The sequence below is a fragment of the Halomonas binhaiensis genome (assembly GCF_008329985.2).
GTDB lineage: Bacteria > Pseudomonadota > Gammaproteobacteria > Pseudomonadales > Halomonadaceae > Halomonas > Halomonas binhaiensis.
In genome coordinates this window covers 3,576,837-3,598,391 of the sequence record NZ_CP038437.2, presented here as the reverse complement: position 1 = coordinate 3,598,391, position 21,555 = coordinate 3,576,837, and the positions used below count along the sequence as shown (strand labels likewise).

The following is a 21,555-nucleotide window of genomic DNA, read 5'->3' as shown; positions in this document are numbered from 1 at the left end:
TTCTTACAACGTATGTTCCATGACGTATGTCCCATAACGTATGTTCCATAACAACGAGGTACACCATGCCAACAATGATAAACAAGGGTGCCGTTGCAGGAATCTCGCTGGCGACAGGGCTGGTTTTGAGCGGTGCGGTCCAGGCTGAGACGACATTGCGAGTGGTCGGTAATTTTTCTGGTAATACGCTGCATGTCGAAGGGGTGGAGCGCCCCTTTTTCGAGGAGCTTGCTGCTCGTGATGACCTGGCTGTGGTGTACAACCCGATGGATGCCATTGGTGTTGAAGCTGCGGATGCATTGCGCCTGATTCGTTCGGGTGCCTTTGATGTGATGTCGGTACAGATTGGCATGGCATCGCGTGATGAGCCTTTCTTCGAAGGCATCGACCTGGCGGGTGTGGCACCGGATCTGGATGCCCAGCGTGAAGCAGTGAATGCGATACGCGAGAAATTCGATGAACGCTTGCAGCAGCGCTTCAATACCAAGCTGATGACCTTGTGGCCATTTGGCCCACAAATGATGTTCTGCAATGGCGATATCGAAGGCGTCGACGATCTTTCCGGCAAGAAAGTTCGTGTATTTACTCCTTCCATGTCACGGCTGGTGGAAGGGTTGGGGGCCATCCCTGTGACCCTGCAATTCAGCGAGGTCTATCTGGCCCTGCAACGAGGCGTCGCCGATTGCGGTGTTACCGCACCATCTGCTGGCAGCAATGGTAAATGGCCTGAGGTCACCGATCATTTCGTACCACTGCCGCTGTCTTATTCGGTCCAGGGGCACTTCATGAACCTGGATACCTGGAAACGTTTCGATGAAGAACAGCAGAAGCAGCTGACGGAAGCGTTTGCGCGTCTGGAAGAGCAGATGTGGGACCTGGCCTATAACGTCAACGACGATGCCATTGCCTGTAATACGGGGCAGGACAGCTGTGCTGATCATCAGCGTTATGACATGACGCTGGTCGACATTGATCCTGAGTCACGCCAGCGAGTCGAGGAGCTCACCAAGGACGTGGTATTGCCGGTCTGGGCAGAGACCTGTGCCAAGCAATATCCGGAATGTGCTGCTGTATGGAACGAGACGGTGGGTAATGCCACCAACCTGACCATTCAGTAAATTCAGGCCCCCTCGTGGCATCTTGGCTGCGGGGGGCTAGGGGGCACTATGGCGTCGCAAAATCCCTTTTCCCCGGTACAGCGGTTGGCGCGTGGCGCTGCCATTGCCGCTGGTTATGCCGTCCTTGGTCTGTCGCTGCTGATCACCTTCGAAGTGGTGGCGCGCAAGATATTTTCCTTTTCCCTGCAAGGTGCTGATGAGATCGGCGGCTATGTGCTGGCTGTGGGTGTGTCGTTCAGTTTTGCCTATGCCTTGCTGCAGCGCGCCCATACCCGCGTGGATGTTGTGCTGACGCGTTTACCGGCCTGGTTGCAGGGCCCGCTCAATGCCCTGGCCATGGTGTTGCTGGCAGTGTTTTCCCTGTTCATGTTGTGGCGGGCCATTGCGACACTGCAAGAAACGCTTGAGTTCGGCAGCCTGGCGAGTACGCCGTTACAGACACCGCTATGGATTCCCCAAGGCTTGTGGGTTTTCGGGCTGGGTGTGTTTGCAGCCCTGGCTACGCTGCTGGCCGCAAGAGCCGTGCTGCTGCTGGGACGGATAGCGCGGCTCAATGCTGAGTTCGGTCCGCGTTCTGCCCAGGACGAACTGGACGACGCTCAACAGGATTACGTTCACCACGACAGCGGGACCGTGGCACCCAGGAGTCAGCAAACATGATGGGGGCATTCGAAGTGCTGGTTGGCTTTGCTGTCATGCTTGGCATGATGGCTCTTGGTGTGCATGTGGCAGTGGCGATATTCAGCGTCGCTCTGATTGGCACGTTGGCTTACCTGGGCATGCCATTGTTGTATTCCTTTGGCGATACCTTGTGGGGAACGCTCAATGATTTCATTCTGACCGCAATTCCGCTGTTCATCCTGCTCGGGGAATTGCTCCTGCGCAGCGGGATCACTGATCGCATGTATCAAGCCTTGGCGGTATGGCTGAATCGCCTACCGGGCGGGCTGTTGCATACCAACATCGGTGCATCCTCGGTATTTGCCGCCATGTCTGGTTCATCGGTGGCGACGGCTGCCACGATAGGTACCGTGGCATTGCCGGCTTTCTCCGAGCGGGGCTATAGCGAGCGCCTGGCACTCGGTACCCTGGCCGCCGGTGCGACGCTGGGCATTCTGATTCCTCCCAGCATCAACATGATCATCTACGGGGCGATTACCAATACTTCCATTGGCAAGCTGTTCATTGCCGGCATTCTCCCTGGGCTGGCGCTGGCGGCGGCTTTCATGCTGGTGATCATGGCGATCAGTGTACTGCGTCCGCAAGTGGCCGGGGCCACTGAGCCCCGAGTACCTCTGCGAGTGCGTCTTGCTGCGTTGGTGGACCTGCTTCCTCCTGCCGCTGTCTTCGCTATTGTCATGGGCAGTATCTATAGCGGGTGGGCGACACCTACCGAAGCTGCTGCTCTGGGGGTTGTGGCTGCGCTGGTGCTGGCGGCGATCAACCGCAAGCTGAGCTGGTCGATGCTGCATGAATGCTTTCTGTCCATGGCTCGCACCACCGCCATGATCATGCTGATCATCGTCGCGGCATTCTTCCTCAACTACATCGTCGGCATTCTCGGTATTCCGCATGCCTTGACCCAATGGGTGGCTGGTCTAGGGCTCTCTCCTCTGGGGCTCATTCTTGCACTGGTGATCTTCTACCTGGTGCTGGGCTGCTTTCTCGAGACGCTGTCGATGATGATCGCCACGGTGCCCATCGTGGTGCCGATGGTGGTGCAGTTCGGCTTCGATCCTGTGTGGTTCGGTATCTTCCTGGTGATCATGATGGAGATTTCACTGATCACGCCTCCCATCGGCATGAACCTCTATGTGGTACAGGGTGTGCGAGGGCGAGGACCGATCTCCGATGTGATGCTCGGCAGCCTGCCGTTTCTCGCCGTCATGTTGCTGTTCGTCGGGCTGATCATCCTGTGGCCGGAGCTGGTGCTGTGGATGCCTGAGGCCATGGGCTGAAGCCGTGGAAGCAAGTGATGATCATGAATGATGGGTTCGACAATATAACAACGAGGTAATACGGCAATGCACAAGTTCGATACGCTGATCAGGAATGGCTTGATCATTACCGCAGCAGACCGCTACAGCGCGGATATCGGTATCCGCGATGGTCGTATCGTGGCATTAGGGCAGGAGCTCGGGGAGGCAGAGGAAGTCATTGATGCAGAAGGGCTATGGGTGATGCCTGGAGGCATTGATGCACATTGCCATCTTGACCAGCCGTTGGGTGACGGTGCAGTGATGGCTGACGACTTCGATAGCGGGACGCGGTCGGCGGCGTGCGGCGGAACTACCACGGTGATTCCCTTTGCCGCCCAGTTCAAGGGGCAGAGCCTGAGAACTGCGGTGGAGGATTACCATCGGCGTAGTGAGGGCAAGGCCTGGATCGACTATGCCTTCCACATGATCGTGACCGATCCCAGCGAAAAAGTGCTCAAGCAAGAGCTGCCCGCATTGATCGAAGAAGGCTATAGCTCGTTCAAGATCTATCTGACCTACGATGACCTCAAGCTCAATGACCGCGAAGTGCTCAACGTCCTGGCCATGGCCCGCCGCGAGGGGGGGATGGTAATGGTGCATGCGGAAAACGCCGATTGCATTGCCTACCTTACCGAGTTGCTGGAGGAGCAGGGCAAGACAGCGCCACGCTTCCATGCGGAAGCCCACTCCTCCATTGCCGAACGGGAGGCAACACATCGGGCCATTTCGCTGGCCGAACTGATCGATGTTCCACTGCTGATCGTGCACGTTTCCGGTCCTGAAGCCATTGAGCAGATACGCTGGGCCCAGGGGCGCGGGCTGCGGGTCTATGGCGAGACCTGCCCGCAATACCTGATGCTGACGGCTGATGACCTGGATCAGCAGGGGTTCGAAGGTGCCAAGTGTGTCTGCAGTCCACCGCCGCGTGATCCGGCTGCTCAACAAGCGGTATGGCAGGCGTTGGAGAATGGGGTGTTTCAGGTGTTCTCATCGGACCATGCACCATTCCGCTATGACGATCCCAAGGGCAAGAAGCTGCATGGTGATGAGGCCAGTTTTACCCACATCCCGAATGGCATTCCGGGACTGGAAACACGTCTGACGATCTTGTTTTCCGAAGGGGTGATCAAGCAGCGTATCGACGCAACACGCTTCGTTGCGTTGACGGCGACCAACCCTGCTAAGATCTATGGTCTTTATCCACGCAAGGGCACCATTGCCATCGGCAGTGATGCGGACCTCACGCTATGGGATCCTCAGGCCCGAACCACGGTGACAAACAGCGAACTGCATCATGCCGTGGATTACACGCCTTATGAGGGACTCGAGCTCATGGGCAAGCCGATGATGACCTTGTGCCGCGGCCTGGTAGTTTCCCGTGACGGGGAGCTTACCGGTGAGGTGGGATATGGACGTTTCCTCAAATGTGACAGGCCACAACCTGCGCGTCCGCGAGGTATGGCCAAGGGGTTCTGATCACGATCCATGCAGGCATCATCCATCGTGTGAGTAGCGTCTACTTGCTGCGCACAGAGGCAAGGTGCGGATTCCTGTTTCCAACGATATTTCCCTGACCGCCTGACGTTACCCATTTCACTTAGCTTCTTCCTTCCTCCATCTTCCTGCCAGCCACGCTTGCGTGGCTGGCATTTCTTGATGCGCTGCAAGATATAATTCTGTTTTAAAAACAATGTATTAAATGCAGTTCGAATTTTTTTTCGGCGTTTTCGGAAATTTTTTTCAAAAAAGTTCTGGATAAGCTTTTGCGGGCCTGCTAAAAATATTGGAAAAGATTTTCATAAAATTAATGTGATGATCATTATCACGCTAAAAATGTATACAATCATATAAATCCATAGGAGACGCATCATGGCTCGCATGACCGCTGCCGACGCTGCCGTTCACGTGTTGCGCAAGGAAGGTATCGACGTTGCCTTCGGCTTGCCCGGCGCTGCCATCAACCCCTTCTACGCTGCCATGCGCCGCGTAGGCGGCGTCGATCACGTACTGGCGCGCCATGTGGAAGGCGCCTCTCACATGGCCGAGGGATATACCCGTACCAAGCCGGGCAACATTGGCGTGTGTATCGGCACCTCTGGACCTGCCGGCACTGACATGATCACTGGTCTGTATTCGGCCTCGGCGGACTCCATTCCGATTCTGTGCATCACGGGTCAGGCGCCGACCAACAAGCTGCACAAGGAAGATTTTCAGGCGGTGGATATCAAGGCCATTGCCGGTCCTGTGACCAAGTGGGCGATTACCGTGCTGGAGGCAGCCCAGGTACCGCGTGCTTTCCAGCAGGCTTTCCATCTGATGCGTTCCGGTCGCCCAGGCCCGGTGCTGATCGACCTGCCGATTGATGTGCAGATGACGGAAATCGAGTTCGATCCGGACACCTATGAGCCGCTGCCGGTGTACAAGCCTGCTGCGACCCGTGTTCAGATCGAGAAGGCCTTGGCCATGCTCAACGAGTCCGAGCGACCGTTGCTGGTCGCCGGTGGCGGCATCATCAATGCTGATGCTGCGGCCGAGCTGCAGGAATTCGCTGAGCTGACTGGTGTGCCGGTCATTCCGACCCTGATGGGGTGGGGGACTGTGCCGGACGATCACCCGCTGATGGCAGGCATGGTGGGCTTGCAGACATCACACCGTTACGGCAACGCCACCATGCTGGAGTCCGATTTTGTGCTCGGCATCGGCAACCGCTGGGCCAATCGTCACACGGGCAACCTGGAAACCTACACCGAAGGCCGTACCTTCGTGCATGTGGATATCGAGCCGACCCAGATCGGGCGCATCTTTGGCCCGGATTACGGCATCGTTTCCGACGCCAAGGCAGCGCTTGAGCTGTTCATCGAAGTGGCCAAGGAGTGGAAGGCTGCCGGTCGTCTGAAGGATCGTAGTGCCTGGGCGGAATCCTGCCAGGAACGCAAGCGCACCATGCTGCGCAAGACGCACTTCGATGACGTGCCGGTCAAGCCGCAGCGGGTTTACGAAGAGATGAACAAGGTCTTCGGTCGTGACACTCGCTACGTCAGCACCATCGGTCTGTCGCAGATTGCCGGTGCCCAGTTCCTGCATGTCTACGGAGCGCGTCACTGGATCAACTGTGGCCAGGCCGGACCCTTGGGATGGACCATTCCCGCGGCGCTGGGTGTGTGTCGTGCCGATCCCGATGCCAACGTCGTGGCATTGTCCGGTGACTATGACTTCCAGTTCATGATCGAAGAACTGGCAGTGGGGGCTCAATTCAAGCTGCCCTATATCCATGTGCTGGTGAATAACGCCTACCTTGGCCTGATTCGCCAGGCCCAGCGTGGCTTCGACATGGATTACTGCGTGCAGTTGTCGTTCGAGAACATCAACTGCGAAGAGATCAATGGCTATGGCGTCGACCATGTGTCAGTGGTCGAAGGTCTGGGCTGCAAGGCACTGCGCGTCACCAAGCCCGATGACATCGCACCGGCCCTGCGCAAGGCCCAGGAACTGGCCCAAGAGCATCGCGTACCAGTCGTTGTCGAGGTGATCCTCGAGCGCGTGACCAACATCGCCATGGGGACTGACCTGGGCGGCATCAACGAATTCGAAGCGCTGGCCGAGAATCTTGAGGACGCGCCCAGCTCCATCGCGGCACTGACCTGATCGCCACTGTCGTCAGTAAGTGCACTGTCGTCATAAGCACACTTTAGCCATTTGGCAAACGGGGGCATTACCTGATCCAGTTGATGCCTCTATCAAGGAAACGCTGAATAAATCGACGAGCATGCTCAAGCACAAGGCGTCCGGAGCGCAACAACCGGAGCCTATGCGGTATAGGTGAGGATTGTGAGCACCGCGCAACGCAGTGATTGAGTAGCACAGACATTTATGCAGTGTTTCCCAAAAACAGGGGAGAAACAAAATGCCAAAGTTTGCTGCCAACCTCAGCATGCTGTTTACCGAGGTCGATTTCCTCGACCGCTTTGAAGCCGCCGCAAAGGCCGGTTTCAAAGGGGTGGAGTACCTTTTTCCATATGACTACCCGGCTGCCGAGATCAAGGCACGCCTGGACCAGTTTGGCCTGGCCCAGGTGTTGCACAACCTGCCGGCTGGCGACTGGGGCGCGGGTGAGCGAGGTATCGCTTGTCATCCGGATCGCATCGAAGAGTTCCGCGCTGGTGTCGATACCGCCATCGAATATGCCACTGCGCTAGGCTGCAAGCAGGTCAACTGTCTCGCCGGTATCGTACCGCAGGGCGTCAGCCAGGCAGATGCCCGTCGCACACTGGTCGAGAACCTGCGCTACGCCGCCGAGCGCTTGAAGCAAGCCGGCATCCTGTTGATCGCCGAACCGATCAACACGCGTGACATTCCAGGTTTCTTCCTCAACCGTACTGAACAGGCGCTGGAAATCTTCGACGAGGTCGCTAGCGACAACCTCAAGCTGCAGTATGACATCTACCACATGCAGATCATGGAAGGGGACCTGGCGCCAACCATCGAGAAGCATCTCGCACGCATCGCGCATGTTCAGCTGGCTGACAACCCAGGCCGTCACGAGCCAGGAACCGGGGAGATCAACTACCCCTTCCTGTTCGATCACCTCGATCGCCTCGGCTACCAGGGCTGGATTGGTTGTGAATACAAGCCAGCCACGACAACGGAAGCGGGTCTTGGTTGGGCAGAAAGCCGTCTCTAAGGCGACTGCCTTCAAGGCACCGAGAGTGTTGTTGTCACGAATTCATTTGTCAGGAGAATCATTATGAGCAAGATCGGTTTTATTGGTCTGGGCATCATGGGCCGTCCCATGGCAGGTCACCTGCTTGATGCAGGCCACGAGCTGACGACAGTCAAGCGTGGCGCCCTTGATGCTACCCTGGCCTCCAAGGGGGTGCGCGAGCTCGAGAACCCCAAGGCCGTGGCTGAAGCTTCCGATATCGTCATCACCATCGTGCCCGATACCCCGGATGTAGAAGAAGTCCTGTTCGGTGAAGGTGGTGTCGTCGAAGGGCTCAAGCCCGGCACTCTGGTGATCGACATGAGTTCCATCGCCCCGATCGCTACCCAGAAGTTTGCCGAACGCATTCATGCCGCCGGCGGTGAATACGTCGACGCACCGGTATCCGGTGGTGAAGGTGGTGCCATCAATGCGGCCTTGACCATCATGGTCGGGGCGACTCCGGAAGGTTTCGAGCGTGCCAAGCCGGTACTGGAAGTGATGGGCAAGACCATCACTCATATTGGTGGTCATGGCGCTGGCCAGACCTGCAAAGTGGCCAACCAGATCGTGGTCGCCCTGACCATCGAAGCGGTTGCAGAAGGCCTGCTGTTCGCTTCAAAGGCTGGTGCTGATGTCGCCAAGGTACGTGAGTCTCTGCTCGGTGGCCTGGCTCAGTCGAAAATCCTCGATGTGCATGGCGAGCGCATGATCAAGCGTACTTTTGATCCTGGGTTCCGTATTCGCCTGCACCAGAAAGACCTGAACCTGGCTCTGGAAGGAGCCCGCAGCCTGAATCTGGCACTGCCGGGCACCGCCAACGCACAGCAGCTGTTCCAGGCTTGTGCGGCCCAGGGCGGAGGCGACTGGGACCATGCAGGTATCCTGCGTGCCCTGGAAAGCCTGGCCAGCCATGAGGTTGGCCAGAAGTAAGGAAACGTGGATTGACTCAGCGTTTCCAATAACGAGAGTCAGCCGTCGGTCATGGTGCGTATGGTCGACGGCGGACGGGGGAGGTGACTGCTCCCTGAAAGGCAGGCGTCGGGTCGTCGTCTGTCAGGATCGCTGTGCGATCCTTGCTCGCTGGCTGGCTTCCCCCTGTTCCTGCCTGTCGGCGAGCTTTTTTTATTTCCGCGTCGTATGAAATGAAGCATCGTTTGACTCCAGAAATCGCTTTAAGCGCTATGCTTTATATTGCCTAGCGTGCTTCGTTTCTTATTTTGATAACTGATTTGTAGTTAAATTACAGATGCATGATGCTTGAATGATGTGGTGTCGTATGGTCGTCATACTCATCATGTACGCTAAATGTTAATCTGGTTGACTGAAAATCATGACAGATAAGTTTAAAAACAATTAGTTAAAGTTAAGCGTCTGTCTCTTGCGAAGTACTCCAGCAACTTTTCCTGGAGTCGCATTGATCACATTTTTGTAGTAAAATTACAGGAAACGCTGCCATATCGTGGCGGCACCTGCTTGCGTCATATTCGACATCTATCGAGGACAGCATGAGCCAACTTCCGCATCTCCCCGTTCGCCGTACCAAGATCGTTGCCACCCTCGGGCCCGCCAGTGATCGTGAAGGAGTCCTCGAGGAGATGCTCAAGGCTGGTGTCGATGTCGTGCGTCTCAACTTTTCTCACGGTAGTGCAGACGACCATCGGCGCCGTTTGAGTGAAGTACGCAGGATTGCGGAACAACTGGGACGCAGCGTTGCTGCACTGGGAGATCTGCAGGGCCCCAAGATCCGTATCGCGCGTTTTCAAGAAGGGGCCGTACATCTGAATGAAGGAGCTTCCTTCGTCATCGATATTGCCCTGGATAGCCAGGCCGGTGATACCTCTCGAGTGGGCTGCGACTACAAGGAACTCGCCGATGACGTGACGGCTGGTGATCGTCTGTTGCTGGATGACGGCCGTGTCGTACTGGATGTAGAGCGTGTTGCAGGAAGCGAGATTCATACCCGTGTCGTGGTTGGCGGCAAGCTGTCCAACAACAAGGGCATCAACAAGCAGGGCGGCGGCCTTTCTGCCCCTGCATTGACGGACAAGGACAAGGAAGATCTCAAGACGGCCATCGATATCGGGGTCGACTACCTGGCGGTATCTTTCCCACGTTCTGCAGAAGACATGCGTGAAGCTCGCCGACTGCTTGGAGAAAGTGGCAAGGAAATTGGCCTGGTCGCCAAGCTGGAGCGTGCCGAGGCGGTTGCCAACGACGAGACACTGGATGGCATCATTGAAGCTTCCGAAGCGGTGATGGTGGCCCGTGGTGATCTGGGCGTGGAAATCGGTGATGAGAAGCTGATCGGTACCCAGAAGCGCATCATCAAGCATGCTCGCCAGCATAACCGCGCTGTGATCACCGCGACTCAAATGATGGAGTCGATGATCGAATCACCGCTGCCGACGCGTGCGGAAGTCTTTGATGTGGCCAATGCCGTGCTTGATGCCACGGATGCGGTCATGCTGTCTGCCGAGACCGCTGCGGGTGACTTCCCGGTCGAGACCGTGCAAGCGATGCACCGTGTATGTCTCGGCGCCGAGCGCGAGCGTGTGGCCCAAGAGTCTGGACATCGCATTCATGAAGGTTTCTCGCGAATTGACGAGACCATCGCCTTGTCGGCCATGTATGCCGCCAATCACCTGTCTGGTGTCGCGGCAATTGCTTGCATGACATCCACGGGATATACGCCACTCATTGCTTCCCGGATTCGTTCAGGTCTGCCTATCGTTGGCCTGGCTCACAACCCTGTGGCCCAACGTCGCATGGCCTTGTATCGGGGGGTGATCTCGTTACCCTTCGATACCAGCGAGATGAGTGCAACCGAGCTCAATGACCGTGCCGTGGAACGCCTGGTTGCTCATGGGGTGGCCCGCCAGGGAGATCACGTCATCCTGACCCGAGGTGACCACATGAACGCCCATGGCGGCACGAACACGATGAAGATTCTCGATATCAGTGAAGAGCATGTAAATGGCGCAGGCTGATCTGTTACCAGGCTGCTGACATGTAGAAAGCCTTTGATCCTTTCATGATCTCAACGCTCGAGCCACAGGCTCGGGCGTTTTTTGTACACATTTTTTGGTATTTATTGTATCCAGTTTGCTTGGTAGATATGGTGCTGTCGGCACAAACATGAGAAGGTCATGATTCCTGTTGGTAAGGTGAACACGACAATGAGCAATGTCTGGCAGCAAGAGGTTCTGGCTGAGATCAAGCCCGGTGGCCGAGTCAGTGATGGTGATATCGTACGGCAGGTGCGCCGAGCCGTGTTGATGCAGCGTCTGCCGCCAGGCACCCGGTTGCCGGAAGTGACGCTTGGCGAAGTCTTTGGCGTGAGTCGTTCTGTGGTGCGCAAGGCTCTGACGCGCCTGGCCTCAGAGCATGTGGTGGATCAGCGCCCCAACCAGGTGGCCAGAGTCAGGGCTCCAGATGTGGACGAGACTCGTGAAACCTTTGCAGCACGGCGTCTGGTGGAAGGTGAAGTCGCTGCGCTCACTGCCGGGACACTGGACAAGCGCATACTGCTTCAGGTCGAAGACCGTTCCAACCGTGAGCGAGAAGCTTTCCTGGCCAATGATGAGGCCGCGCGCATTGAGCACTCTCTGGCCATTCATCATCTGCTGGCAGAGCACTCTCCCAATCGGGTGCTTGGTGCCATGCTCACCGACCTGATTCTGCGCACTTCCATCGTCATTGCCCTGTACAAGCGCCAAGGGCTGGGCAGTTGCTACCTTGAAGGCGATCACCCTCGCTTGCTGGAGCATCTGGGCAAGGGCGATGGAGCTGGTGCCCGGGCCGATATCGAACGCCATCTGGACAGCCTTCAGGAGTTGCTGGATCTGGGGCCAAGAGATAGCAGCATCGACCTCAAGGCAATCCTTGGGGGCAATGTGTAATGTGGATAACGGCCGTTTCCCAGGTGCGTTGTTCACGTATTTGTTCGATCCTGGTCGGTGTTCTGGCAACGGGGTTGTCCTTGTTGCCGGTGGCTGGCCATGCCCAGGGTGTCTCTGTTGCCGCCGCGTCGTCATTGCGCTTTGCCATGCCAGAACTGATCCAGCGTTTTGAGAGCCAGCAAGGTGTCGAAGTCAGGACAACCTATGGCGCCTCGGGCAATTTCCAGCGCCAGATCGAGCAGGGCGCCCCTTTTGAGGTATTCCTCTCCGCCGATGATGAGCGAGCCAGGGCGCTGGAGGACAAGGGGCTCACTGAGAGCGAGGGAAAGACCTATGCGCTGGGACGGCTGGCCTGGCTGCAGCGTGATGGGCAGCCTTTGCCGCCAGAAGATGCGCCGCTGGAGGCCGTGCGCCAGGCCGTCGAACGCTACGAAGCTGATGGAGTCAAGGCACGTATCGCCTTGGCCAACCCTTTGCATGCGCCATATGGTGTTGCGGCTCAGCAGGTGCTTGAACATGCTGACCTTTGGCAACGTAGCAGGCCGTTGCAAGTGATGGGTGAAAACGTCGCTCAGGCAGCGCAGTTTTCGCTATCGGCGGAAGCAGCGGGCGGCTTGGTGGCATATTCTCTGGTGGTGGCATCACCCGAGCAGGACAAGCAGGGCTATCGGCTGATTCCCAGCGATTGGCATTCGCCGCTGGTGCAACGCATGGTATTGGTCAAGGGGGCAAGCGAAGATGCACGTGCTTTCTTTGAATTCATGAGTAGCCCAGAAGCCGCGGAACTGCTGTCGCGTTATGGCTTTTCAACTCCGAACCCATCGGAGGAATAGGAACTGAAACATGGATGGAGCAGCATTTGGCGTTTCGCTCAAGCTGGCGATCATGACCAGTTTGTTGCTGTTACCACTGGGGTTGTGGCTGGGCCGGTGCCTGGCCCAGATGCGCTCTCGCTGGCGAGCCCTGCCCGAAGCATTGGTCGCGTTGCCTCTGGTGATGCCTCCTACGGTGCTCGGTTTCTATCTCATGCTCTCCTTCAGTCGTGAAGCGCCGCTTGGCGCTGCCTGGCAAGTCTTGACGGGAGGCAGTCTCAATTTCACTTTCAGTGGCATCCTGCTGGCCTCCCTGGTCGTCAATCTGCCCTTTGCCGTTCAGCCGGTTCAGCGTGCCTTCGAAGCGGTGCCCGCCCATCTTCGAGAGGCGGCGTGGTGCTCGGGGTTATCTACCTGGCAGACGCTGTGGCGTATCGAACTGCCATTGGTCCGGCCTGGCCTGATTTCGGCCTTTGCCTTGACCTTCGCTCATACCCTGGGGGAGTTCGGCGTCATCCTGATGGTGGGCGGTGCCATTGATGGCGAAACGCGGACGCTGGCGATCTCCATCTATGACCATGTGCAGGCCTTCGACGAGACAGCCGCCGGAACCATGTCGGCCATGTTGTTGGCGGTATCCTTTGTCACCATCGGTATCGTCTATGGCCTTGCCGGTAGGCATCGCTGGCAAGGGAGAGGTTGAGCATGTCAGCGAGCCTGGAAGTCAGTCTTCATCAGGACTTGCCAATTCCTCTGGCGGCGGAATTCCAGTGCGCACCGGGAGAACTGCTGGCACTGGTCGGGCCATCCGGCAGTGGCAAGACGACACTGCTGCGCTCTATCGCTGGGTTGTATTTTCCTGCCAAGGGAAACGTCCGTTGTGCGGGGGAGGTCTGGTATGACAGCGCCAGCGGCATCAAGCTGACGCCTCAGCGCCGTCGTGTCGGCCTGGTGTTCCAGGATTATGCACTCTTTCCTCACCTGGATGCTCTGGGTAACATCGCAACCGCTCTGGGCCATGTACCAAAGAGTGAACGTCGTGAGCGAGCACGTACCTGGCTGGCGCGAGTTCGCCTGGAAGGCCTGGAGCATCGTTACCCCAGGCAGCTCTCGGGAGGGCAGCGTCAGCGAGTGGCCCTGGCACGGGCGTTAGCAAGGGACCCCCGCGTTCTCTTGCTCGACGAGCCATTTTCCGCCGTGGACCAGGTAACGCGACGCCGCCTGCAGATGGAGCTTGCCGTGTTGCGGGAACGCTTGAACATTCCCATCGTGCTGGTCACCCATGACCTGGATGAAGCCAATGCCCTCGCGGATCGCATCTGTGTACTGCATGCCGGCCGCTCCCTTCAGCAAGGCGCACCTCACGATGTCTTTCGTCACCCTGCCAGCCCCGATGTGGCCAGGCTGCTTGACCGTACCAATGTCTTCACTGGCCGAGTCGTGCATGGGCCGGAAGGCTCGCGGCTGGCCTGGGGCGACTGGCTTCTGGAAGTTCACCATGGCCTTGAGGGCGTGGCCGAGGGCAGTGAGGTGACCTGGTACTTGCCGGAGTCGGATATTGTCCTGCAGCGTTCAGGCACTACTTCCCGCGGATTGCGGGAAAACCTGGTCGAAGCCCAGGTCGAACAACAGGTCGTTCTGGGGGGATTCAGTACACTGACGTTGAGCTTCGCGCATGAAACACAGACCATGCGTTTTGATATCGCCACTCACGCTGCCCGGAGGAATGGTCTGGAGCCAGGTAGCCAGGTACGCATATCGTTGCTGGCGGCGGGTATCCATATCATGGATGTGTCGCCGCCTTCTTCATCTGCTGTTAACGAGGAACCACCATGTCCCTGAGTCGTCGGCACTTTCTCCAAGGTCTGTCATTGGCCCCGCTGGCCTTGTCCGTGAACTGGGCGAGTGCGGCCTTTGCTGAAGATATGCAGACGGTGCCCCTGGTCATCCATGGTGGGCAGGGGCCTACACGTTTCGATGTGGAAGTGGCCGATGATGACCCGGAGCGTAACCGTGGTCTGATGGAACGCACTGTTCTGGCAGCGGATGGCGGCATGCTGTTTCTTTACGACCGGCCTGTATTCAATGGCTTCTGGATGTATCGGACACTCTTGCCGCTGGACATCGCCTTCATTGATGAGCAAGGGCATATTCTCGAGATTCAGCATATGCAGCCGTGCCTCGGCCAGGCCTCCAGCTGTCCTGCCACACAGCCACGTGAAGCTTATCTGGCTGCTCTGGAAGTCAATGCCGGTACCTTCGACAAGCTTGGCATTCGCGTCGGCGATTGTGTGACCTGGCCCGGTAGCACCGGGACTTGTGAAGGGCCTGCGGGACAGTCTTCATGATGGCAGGCAGGCGAATAGCGGATCAATTGAGCGGCTGACAAGCAAGCTGCTGATAAGACAACTGTTTACAAGAACGCAGATAGCAGAGAGAAGCGCTGCCCTCGACGAGGGCGGCGCTTTTTTGTGCAGAAGGTCCGCGCTCAGAAGGTCCAGCGCACCATGGCCTGGGGTAACGACTCGTCAGTGTCTTCAAGGCCGAACTTGTTTTGCCAGTATTGATACTCGATGCCGATGCCCAAGTGATCGTTGGCATGCCATACCAGCTGTGGCTGGGTCAGGATCTGCTTGGCCAGGTCGCCTTCCTCGGTAATGTAATCAAGGAAGCCTTCGAAGGAGAAAGGCTGGCCAGCAATGTCGAACTGCTTCGACCACACCAGGGTGTATTGCTGGGAGCTTCCTTTCGCGGCACTGCTTTCATCATTGCGGTACAGGGTATGTACCTTGAAGAAATCCAGACCCGGTACATCTACATCGAAACTCAGGCCGGCCAGGTGGGCAGTCTTGCGCACGGAGGCGTTACGGTCGAGGTCTAGTTCTCCCGCTACATAGACTGCCTTGATCGGGCCGAATGACAGATCTGTACCCGTCATGGCGCCAATATTACCGCGTACGATCCACTCTGCATGAGTGCTGCCGTAGTCCTGCTCATCTTCGGCATTCTGGTCATAGTTGGAAAAATCGGCGAAGAAATAGCTGTCGCCATAGGTCCAGCCGCTGGCATTGGCGAACGTCAGGATACTGTGTTGCCTGTTGTCGATGCCAAAGCCGGCATCGGCCTGATCTTCATAATCCCAGCCATACAGTGCTTCAACCTTGGTGGTGCTATAAGCCGCTGAGGCATTCTGGGTTGCCAATGCAGTGAATCCAGCAAGCAGGCAAAGTGAGGCCTTCTTCATTCCTCGTCCCTCTTCGGTTGTGGTTGTTATGAGGTCGTTGTCATTGATTGGCCTATAGGCCGCTCATATGGGACCCAATCAAGCTAGTTTTTTGTATTCAATATGTCAATTGTGTGTATACATGTTAGTGGCTTCGTGTGGCACAGATTGTGTGTCCACGAGGAGGGACTGCTGGGGTACCGCCACTGGGGGAGTCAGGTAATAAGGGACCTGAAAGAGTGTTGTGCCAAAACGGACTCCTGAGGCATTGGTAGTTGAACGAGGGGCCTGCGTGAGCCCATTATTTCGGGCCTGAAACAGGAGAAGCTGATATGGGTGTTTTCGATTTCGTTAAGTCGGTAGGCAAGAAGTTGGGTGTGGTGGACGATGCAGCTCCAGATGTCATTGAGCTGAAAAAGGAGCTCGACTCTCATCAGCTTGGTACTGATGACGTTGAACTGTCGGTAGATGGAGAGCAGGTCATCTTGAAGGGAGAAGTAGCGGATCAGTCGGCCTTCGAGAAGGTGGTGATCGCTGTCGGCAACACCCTTGGAGTATCCAAGGTACAGGCTGATGAGCTGAAGGTTGCCGAGACAGGGGGCGCCACCAAGGAGGCGGTCTTCTACACCGTCAAGAAGGGCGACAATCTATGGAAGATTGCCGAAGAGAATTACGGCAAGGAAAATGGCGCCAAATACACTGTCATTTTCGAGGCTAACAAGCCGATGCTCTCGGACCCGGATAGCATCTACCCAGGTCAGGTCTTGCGTATTCCCGCTTTGGCGGAAAGCTGATCGCATTTTATTTATACTTTTGTACTAGATGTGTCCCATGAAAAACGGTGGCGAAAAGCCGCCGTTTTTCATGGCTAAACCTTGTAGGGCATCGGGGTTTACAGGCATATTGGTCTGCTGGTTAGACCAATAAAAACGCTGATTCGATTCACTCGCTCTGGGTGGGGGAACGACTGAACTTGCGGCCTGGATGCAGCGGCAAGTGGGTGTTTCCTTCCACAGGTGCAATGCAAGGACACGCCATGTTTTCCTATCTCCCTTCACGCTCCTTATCACGACTGTCATGCGCACTGGTGGGCACTGCCTTTGCGGCGATGTTTGCCACCAGCCTCCAGGCCCGGGAATTATCCGTTTCCACGGTGCTGTCCGATGCCTTCCCTTGGGGGCAGGCGGCTCAGAAATGGGCGGATCTGGTGGAAGAGCGCTCTGATGGTGAGTTGACGCTGCGGGTGTATCCCAACTCGCAACTGGTCAATGGCGACCAGACCCGGGAATTCTCGGCCATGCGCTCTGGACTGATCGATCTTGCCGTTGGATCGACCATCAACTGGTCACCCCAGGTACCAGAACTCAACCTGTTTTCCTTGCCGTTCCTGATGCCTGACGAGGCAGCAGTCGATGCAGTGACGGGAGGTGAAGCGGGCGACATGGTGTTCGAAGCGATCGAGGCTCGTGGCGTTGTCCCCTTGGCCTGGGGGGAGAACGGTTTTCGCCAGCTGTCCAACTCTTCCGGCGAAATTGACGAACCTGCGGATCTCGAAGGGCTCAAGATCCGTGTCGTAGGTTCGCCGCTGTTCCAGGATACCTTCTCCGCGCTGGGTGCCAATCCGACTCAGATGAGTTGGGCTGATGCCAAGCCTGCCTTGACCACTGGTGCCGTGGATGGGCAGGAAAACCCCCTGTCGGTTTTCGATGTGGCGCGTATCGATCAGGTTGGTCAGAACCATGTGACCCTGTGGAACTACATGAATGATCCACTGATCTTTGCCGCCAACCAGCAAGTGTGGGCGTCACTTTCTGACGATGAGAAGGCGCTGCTGAAGGAAACGGCGGTCGAAGCTGGCGCCTGGGAAGTGGCGATGACCCGAGAGCAGGAAGCCGGCAGGCTGGCTGACATCCAGGAGCGAGGTGTCACTGTCACGGAACTGAGCGATGAGCAATACCAGGCCTTCGTGGATGCCACGGCCAATGTCTATGACAAATGGATACCGCGCATTGGTGAGGAACTGGTCGAAGCTGCGCGCAATGCGATCGAGGCGCAGTGAGGCGTGAAAGGTCCTGACGCTAGATTCGAACGTATCCTGGCAACCCTGGCACTGGTGATCATCGGTCTGATCAGCCTGGTCAATGTCGTGGTGCGTTATATCACCGGGGGCTCTTTTGCCTTCACGGAAGAGTTCTCTGTGTTTCTGCTGGTACTGCTGACCTTCGCAGGGGCTTCGGTCGCTTTGCGTTCTCACCGCCATATTCGCATTGGCTTGCTCGAGAGAGCCTTGCCCGAGCGAGGTCGCCGCGTACTGATCCTGTTTCAAGGTGTGTGCGGGGTCGTGGTGCTGGGCCTGATTACCTGGTTTGGCGGAACCATGACCTGGCAGGAGTATCAATGGCAGACCTTGTCTCCTGGTCTTGGCTTGCCGCAATGGTGGTACCTGATCTGGTTACCGTTAATGTCGGCACTGATGCTGCTGCGTCAATGCCAGGTAGCCTTCGATCGGTGGCGTGGGAGGTTCACGGATGACGCCTGATCTATGGATGCTGGTGACCTTCCTCGCTTTTCTGCTGGTTGGGGTGCCGGTGGCCTTTTCCCTGGGACTTTCCGGAGCGGTCGGTATCATTGCCGGACTGCCGCCAGCGATGCTGTCCACCTTGGGCACCAATACCTACAACAGCATCGCCAAGTACCCCTTGATTGCGATTCCACTGTTCATTCTCACGGGGCTGATCTTCGAACGCTCCGGTGTGGCGGCCCGTCTGGTGCGATTTGCTCAGGCACTGATAGGTCCTCGTCATGGTGGCCTTGCCGTGGTGGCCGTGCTGGTGTGCATGATCATGGGGGGCATGAGTGGTTCCGGTCCTGCCGATGCGGCAGCCGTGGCCATGGTGATGTTGCCCAGCATGACCCGAGCCGGTTATCCCAAGCCGTTTTCGGCTACTCTTATCGCCGCTTCGGCCTCCACAGCCATCCTGATACCACCTTCTGTGGCACTGATCCTGTATTCCATCGTGGTGCCCGGAGTGGACTTGCGCGCCTTGTTCGCTGCCGGGTTGTTCCCGGGAATACTGGCAGGCCTGTCGCTGTTGATACCTGCGCTGTGGTTGTCTCGTCGGCATGGCTGGGAGAAACCGGATGGTGTCGAGCGTCCTCCTTTGGGTGAGAGCTTTCGCCAGGCCATACCGGCTCTTTTTGCTCCGGTGCTGATTCTGGGCGGCTTGCGCAGTGGCCTGTTCACTCCGACAGAAGCGGCGGTAGTGGCAGTGGCCTATGGCGTTGTCATCGGCTTGTGGTGGACCAGGGAGCTGTCGCTCAAGGACCTGTGGGCACTGTTTGGCGAAGCCGCCGTGATCTCCGGCATCGTGATGCTGATCATTGCCCTGGCTGGCATTTTTGCCTGGGCCGGCACCATGCTGGGTACTTTCCGCCATCTGGCGGAATGGGTGATCGGCCTGACGGATAACGGCGCACTGCTTCTGGTGCTGGTCATGCTCGCGGTACTGGCTGCCGGCATGCTGTTGGATGCCATCTCGATCTACTTGATCATGATGCCGATCCTGATTCCGGTGATGCAGCACTTTGACTGGAATCCGGTGTGGTTCGGCATTCTGCTGGCCATGAACATCGCCATCGGCCAGTTTACCCCTCCGGTAGCGGTGAACCTGATGGTGACCGCTGAAGTGGCCAGGATACGCCTTGAGCAGACAGTGGGTTGGGCGTTGTTGTTCGTCGTTGCCATGGGCTCGGCCCTGGCAGTCGTTGCGCTGTTCCCGGAAATCGCCCTGTGGTTGCCCAGAGTACTGGGCTACAACGTCTGAGTGGGTGGCTGGCAGGCGAAGTGAAGCGTGAGGAAGGCGACTTCCTCACGCTTATTGCATATCACGGGTGTACCAGGTTCTCCAGCCACTGCTGATGCAATCGCCAACTGGCACCATCAAACAGGACAAAGCGCACCAGTTGAATGCTGGGGCATGAGGGTAGGGTGGTCAGCACGCTGCCCAGGGCGATTTCTGTCGCTTCCAGCAATGGGTAGCCAAAAGCTCCGGTAGAAATGGCCGGGAAGGCGATGCTGGTGACAGCGTTGTCTTCGGCCAGCTTCAGTGCTTCGCGATAGCAGCTTGCCAGGAGCTCGTCACTTGGCTCGTCGATACCGTAGACCGGCCCCAGGCAGTGGATCACGTAGCGATTGGGGAGTCGAAATGCGGGAGTGATGATCGCCTGGCCTGGACGGATAGGTGCCAACGAGCGACCGACCTCGGCAAGCTCCGGCCCGGCGGCTTGATGCAAGGCGCCAGCAACGCCCCCGCCGCTCAGCAGTTGAGCATTGGCCGCATTGACGACAGCATCGATATCCGCTTGTGCGGCAATATCTCCCTGAATGCATTCAATCAGAGGGGGCTGGGTATTCATCTCGATTCTTGCTCATGCCGAAGTGCGTCAGCACTCATTGGAGGAAATGCGTAAAGGGTAGTCCATTTGTCGGATAGTCGTGATTGTTCCACCTGCCAGGCTGGCGCGTTCCGGGCAAGCCGCTATGCTCTGATAACAGAGATGAGCAAAAGAAGGTGAGCAAAAGGTAATAACAACAATGCTGAGCTTGCTGTGCCCCCGAGACCATGCTGATTGACCCGGCACAAAAAAGAAAAAAATTAACGCCCACTAAACGTTACCTACGGCTAGACTCTCCGCCTTGATGGAAAATCCGTGCGCAATTCCAGTACGTTTTCCGCTAAAGTAGCAGGTTGCGAGTGCCTTGCCGGACCAGAGAACGTTCGATGAGACCCGCTTAATGTCAATGAATAATGTCAGAGAGGTGTGACCATGAAGCGCCATGCTTTCTTCACCGCTGCCGTATCCGGTGCCATTCTGGGAGCTGCGATGTTTGCATCCCCGGCCATGGCTCAGGACGACAATAAGTACATCACCATCGGCACTGGTGGCCAGACCGGCGTCTATTATGTCGTCGGCCAGTCCGTTTGTCGCTTCGTCAACCGCAACGCCGAAGAGACCGGTATTCGTTGTAACGCACCGTCCACCGGTGGTTCCGTGGCCAACGTCAACGGCATCCGTAGTGGCGAACTGACCCTGGGTGTTGCCCAGTCTGATGTACAGTATCAAGCCTACAACGGTACAGGTGATTTCGAAGGCAAGGCCTACCCGGAACTTCGTTCCATCTTCAAGCTGCATGGTGAGCCGCTGACCCTGCTGGCCCGGGCCGATTCAGGCATCGAGACACTGGATGACCTGGAAGGCAAGCGTGTCAATATCGGCAACCCGGGCTCTGGCCAGCGCAACACCATGGAAGTGGTGATGGATGCCAAGGGCTGGACAACCGATACGTTCTCGCTGGCTTCCGAGTTGGATGCTGCCGAGATGGCTTCTGCCCTGTCTGATAATAATATCGATGCCATGGCCTATGTGGTTGGCCACCCCAATGGTGCCATTCAGGAAGCCACGACCACGGTCGATTCTCGTCTCATTCCTCTGAATGATGACACCGTAAAAGGCATTGTCGAGGAGCACCCCTACTACACCATGTCCACGATTCCTGGTGGCCTGTACAAGGGCAACCCGGATGATGTCGAGACCTTTGGTGTAGCGGCTACTCTGGTGACCTCGGAAGATGCTGATGAGGAATTGGTCTATCAGACGGTCAAGGCGGTATTTGAGAACTTTGACCGCTTCAAGAAGCTACATCCGGCCTTCGCCAATCTGGAACCTGAGGACATGATTTCCGAAGGTCTGTCTGCACCGCTGCACGCCGGTGCCGAGCGCTATTACCGTGAACAGGGCTGGATCGAGTAAGTTATCGAGCT

General features: G+C 57.1%; 20 protein-coding genes. 18 read left to right on the top strand and 2 right to left on the bottom strand.

All coding sequences use genetic code 11. From position 1 onward, the window contains the following. Positions 1 to 65 precede the first annotated feature (65 nt). The 13 genes from E4T21_RS15730 (at position 66) to E4T21_RS15670 (ending at position 14,858) form a co-directional block, all read left to right on the top strand. Complete coding sequence (locus E4T21_RS15730) at positions 66 to 1,118, top strand: TRAP transporter substrate-binding protein (RefSeq protein ID WP_205423402.1); 1,053 nt, start codon at positions 66 to 68, stop codon at positions 1,116 to 1,118. 48 nt (positions 1,119 to 1,166) lie between these two features. Further along, positions 1,167 to 1,778 carry a TRAP transporter small permease subunit gene (locus E4T21_RS15725; protein ID WP_149285946.1) on the top strand — a complete coding sequence of 204 codons (612 nt, stop codon included), beginning with the start codon at positions 1,167 to 1,169 and terminating at the stop codon, positions 1,776 to 1,778. Beyond that, entirely contained in the window at positions 1,775 to 3,076 is a 1,302-nt protein-coding gene (locus E4T21_RS15720) for a TRAP transporter large permease (RefSeq protein WP_187775021.1), read from the top strand. The genes E4T21_RS15725 and E4T21_RS15720 overlap by 4 nt, the downstream gene beginning before the upstream one ends. Before the next feature lie 66 nt (positions 3,077 to 3,142). Further along, positions 3,143 to 4,573, top strand: coding sequence for a dihydropyrimidinase (gene hydA, locus E4T21_RS15715; RefSeq protein WP_149285945.1), 1,431 nt, complete (start codon positions 3,143 to 3,145; stop codon positions 4,571 to 4,573). A 393-nt stretch (positions 4,574 to 4,966) separates the two neighbouring features. After that, entirely contained in the window at positions 4,967 to 6,742 is a 1,776-nt protein-coding gene (gene gcl / locus E4T21_RS15710; protein WP_149285944.1) for a glyoxylate carboligase, read from the top strand. Positions 6,743 to 7,001: 259 nt separating this feature from the next. Then, positions 7,002 to 7,778 (top strand): hydroxypyruvate isomerase, encoded by a 777-nt coding sequence (gene hyi, locus E4T21_RS15705; RefSeq protein ID WP_149285943.1) that lies wholly within the window; start codon positions 7,002 to 7,004, stop codon positions 7,776 to 7,778. 63 nt (positions 7,779 to 7,841) lie between these two features. Continuing rightward, positions 7,842 to 8,729, top strand: coding sequence for a 2-hydroxy-3-oxopropionate reductase (locus E4T21_RS15700; protein ID WP_149285942.1), 888 nt, complete (start codon positions 7,842 to 7,844; stop codon positions 8,727 to 8,729). A gap of 575 nt (positions 8,730 to 9,304) precedes the next feature. Continuing rightward, on the top strand, positions 9,305 to 10,786 hold the full coding sequence (gene pyk, locus E4T21_RS15695) for a pyruvate kinase (protein ID WP_149285941.1): 1,482 nt from the start codon (positions 9,305 to 9,307) through the stop codon (positions 10,784 to 10,786). Between the two features lie 189 nt (positions 10,787 to 10,975). Next, the gene (locus E4T21_RS15690) at positions 10,976 to 11,698 is read left to right on the top strand and encodes a GntR family transcriptional regulator (RefSeq protein ID WP_149285940.1); all 723 of its coding nucleotides are present in this window, start codon (positions 10,976 to 10,978) and stop codon (positions 11,696 to 11,698) included. After that, a complete protein-coding gene (gene modA / locus E4T21_RS15685) occupies positions 11,698 to 12,531 on the top strand; it encodes a molybdate ABC transporter substrate-binding protein (RefSeq protein ID WP_149285939.1) in 834 nt (277 codons plus the stop codon). The genes E4T21_RS15690 and modA overlap by 1 nt, the downstream gene beginning before the upstream one ends. 10 nt (positions 12,532 to 12,541) lie before the next feature. Continuing rightward, entirely contained in the window at positions 12,542 to 13,213 is a 672-nt protein-coding gene (modB, locus tag E4T21_RS15680) for a molybdate ABC transporter permease subunit (protein WP_149285938.1), read from the top strand. Positions 13,214 to 13,215: 2 nt separating this feature from the next. Next, complete coding sequence (locus E4T21_RS15675) at positions 13,216 to 14,352, top strand: ABC transporter ATP-binding protein (RefSeq protein WP_149285937.1); 1,137 nt, start codon at positions 13,216 to 13,218, stop codon at positions 14,350 to 14,352. After that, complete coding sequence (locus tag E4T21_RS15670) at positions 14,343 to 14,858, top strand: DUF192 domain-containing protein (RefSeq protein ID WP_149285936.1); 516 nt, start codon at positions 14,343 to 14,345, stop codon at positions 14,856 to 14,858. Before E4T21_RS15675 ends, E4T21_RS15670 begins: the two co-directional genes overlap by 10 nt. Positions 14,859 to 14,998: 140 nt before the next feature. On the opposite strand, the gene E4T21_RS15665 is transcribed toward E4T21_RS15670, so the two are convergent. Next, on the bottom strand, positions 14,999 to 15,754 hold the full coding sequence (locus tag E4T21_RS15665; protein WP_149285935.1) for an outer membrane protein OmpK: 756 nt from the start codon (positions 15,752 to 15,754) through the stop codon (positions 14,999 to 15,001). A gap of 311 nt (positions 15,755 to 16,065) precedes the next feature. Here E4T21_RS15665 and lysM point away from each other — a divergent pair, with 311 nt between their 5' ends. From lysM to E4T21_RS15645, 4 genes are all read left to right on the top strand, one after another. Beyond that, the gene (gene lysM, locus E4T21_RS15660) at positions 16,066 to 16,527 is read left to right on the top strand and encodes a peptidoglycan-binding protein LysM (protein WP_149285934.1); all 462 of its coding nucleotides are present in this window, start codon (positions 16,066 to 16,068) and stop codon (positions 16,525 to 16,527) included. A gap of 314 nt (positions 16,528 to 16,841) precedes the next feature. Beyond that, positions 16,842 to 17,792: a DctP family TRAP transporter solute-binding subunit gene (locus E4T21_RS15655; protein ID WP_420827745.1), complete on the top strand. Its 951-nt coding sequence runs from the start codon at positions 16,842 to 16,844 to the stop codon at positions 17,790 to 17,792. Positions 17,793 to 17,795: 3 nt separating this feature from the next. Beyond that, positions 17,796 to 18,272, top strand: coding sequence for a TRAP transporter small permease (locus tag E4T21_RS15650; RefSeq protein ID WP_149285932.1), 477 nt, complete (start codon positions 17,796 to 17,798; stop codon positions 18,270 to 18,272). Then, on the top strand, positions 18,262 to 19,557 hold the full coding sequence (locus E4T21_RS15645) for a TRAP transporter large permease (protein ID WP_149285931.1): 1,296 nt from the start codon (positions 18,262 to 18,264) through the stop codon (positions 19,555 to 19,557). The genes E4T21_RS15650 and E4T21_RS15645 overlap by 11 nt, the downstream gene beginning before the upstream one ends. 61 nt (positions 19,558 to 19,618) lie before the next feature. Here E4T21_RS15645 and E4T21_RS15640 read toward each other — a convergent pair whose 3' ends face one another. Beyond that, entirely contained in the window at positions 19,619 to 20,149 is a 531-nt protein-coding gene (locus E4T21_RS15640) for a macro domain-containing protein (RefSeq protein ID WP_149285930.1), read from the bottom strand. A gap of 411 nt (positions 20,150 to 20,560) precedes the next feature. Between E4T21_RS15640 and E4T21_RS15635 the strand changes: the two genes are divergently transcribed. Next, complete coding sequence (locus E4T21_RS15635) at positions 20,561 to 21,544, top strand: TAXI family TRAP transporter solute-binding subunit (protein WP_149285929.1); 984 nt, start codon at positions 20,561 to 20,563, stop codon at positions 21,542 to 21,544. Positions 21,545 to 21,555: the final 11 nt, after the last annotated feature.

Coding starts and splice junctions, on each gene's coding strand:
- E4T21_RS15730 (WP_205423402.1), top strand. CDS start 66: ATGCCAACAATGATAAACAAGGGTGCCGTTGCAGGAATCTCGCTGGCG.
- E4T21_RS15725 (WP_149285946.1), top strand. CDS start 1,167: ATGGCGTCGCAAAATCCCTTTTCCCCGGTACAGCGGTTGGCGCGTGGC.
- E4T21_RS15720 (WP_187775021.1), top strand. CDS start 1,775: ATGATGGGGGCATTCGAAGTGCTGGTTGGCTTTGCTGTCATGCTTGGC.
- hydA (WP_149285945.1), top strand. CDS start 3,143: ATGCACAAGTTCGATACGCTGATCAGGAATGGCTTGATCATTACCGCA.
- gcl (WP_149285944.1), top strand. CDS start 4,967: ATGGCTCGCATGACCGCTGCCGACGCTGCCGTTCACGTGTTGCGCAAG.
- hyi (WP_149285943.1), top strand. CDS start 7,002: ATGCCAAAGTTTGCTGCCAACCTCAGCATGCTGTTTACCGAGGTCGAT.
- E4T21_RS15700 (WP_149285942.1), top strand. CDS start 7,842: ATGAGCAAGATCGGTTTTATTGGTCTGGGCATCATGGGCCGTCCCATG.
- pyk (WP_149285941.1), top strand. CDS start 9,305: ATGAGCCAACTTCCGCATCTCCCCGTTCGCCGTACCAAGATCGTTGCC.
- E4T21_RS15690 (WP_149285940.1), top strand. CDS start 10,976: ATGAGCAATGTCTGGCAGCAAGAGGTTCTGGCTGAGATCAAGCCCGGT.
- modA (WP_149285939.1), top strand. CDS start 11,698: ATGTGGATAACGGCCGTTTCCCAGGTGCGTTGTTCACGTATTTGTTCG.
- modB (WP_149285938.1), top strand. CDS start 12,542: ATGGATGGAGCAGCATTTGGCGTTTCGCTCAAGCTGGCGATCATGACC.
- E4T21_RS15675 (WP_149285937.1), top strand. CDS start 13,216: ATGTCAGCGAGCCTGGAAGTCAGTCTTCATCAGGACTTGCCAATTCCT.
- E4T21_RS15670 (WP_149285936.1), top strand. CDS start 14,343: ATGTCCCTGAGTCGTCGGCACTTTCTCCAAGGTCTGTCATTGGCCCCG.
- E4T21_RS15665 (WP_149285935.1), bottom strand. CDS start 15,754: ATGAAGAAGGCCTCACTTTGCCTGCTTGCTGGATTCACTGCATTGGCA.
- lysM (WP_149285934.1), top strand. CDS start 16,066: ATGGGTGTTTTCGATTTCGTTAAGTCGGTAGGCAAGAAGTTGGGTGTG.
- E4T21_RS15655 (WP_420827745.1), top strand. CDS start 16,842: ATGTTTGCCACCAGCCTCCAGGCCCGGGAATTATCCGTTTCCACGGTG.
- E4T21_RS15645 (WP_149285931.1), top strand. CDS start 18,262: ATGACGCCTGATCTATGGATGCTGGTGACCTTCCTCGCTTTTCTGCTG.
- E4T21_RS15640 (WP_149285930.1), bottom strand. CDS start 20,149: ATGAATACCCAGCCCCCTCTGATTGAATGCATTCAGGGAGATATTGCC.
- E4T21_RS15635 (WP_149285929.1), top strand. CDS start 20,561: ATGAAGCGCCATGCTTTCTTCACCGCTGCCGTATCCGGTGCCATTCTG.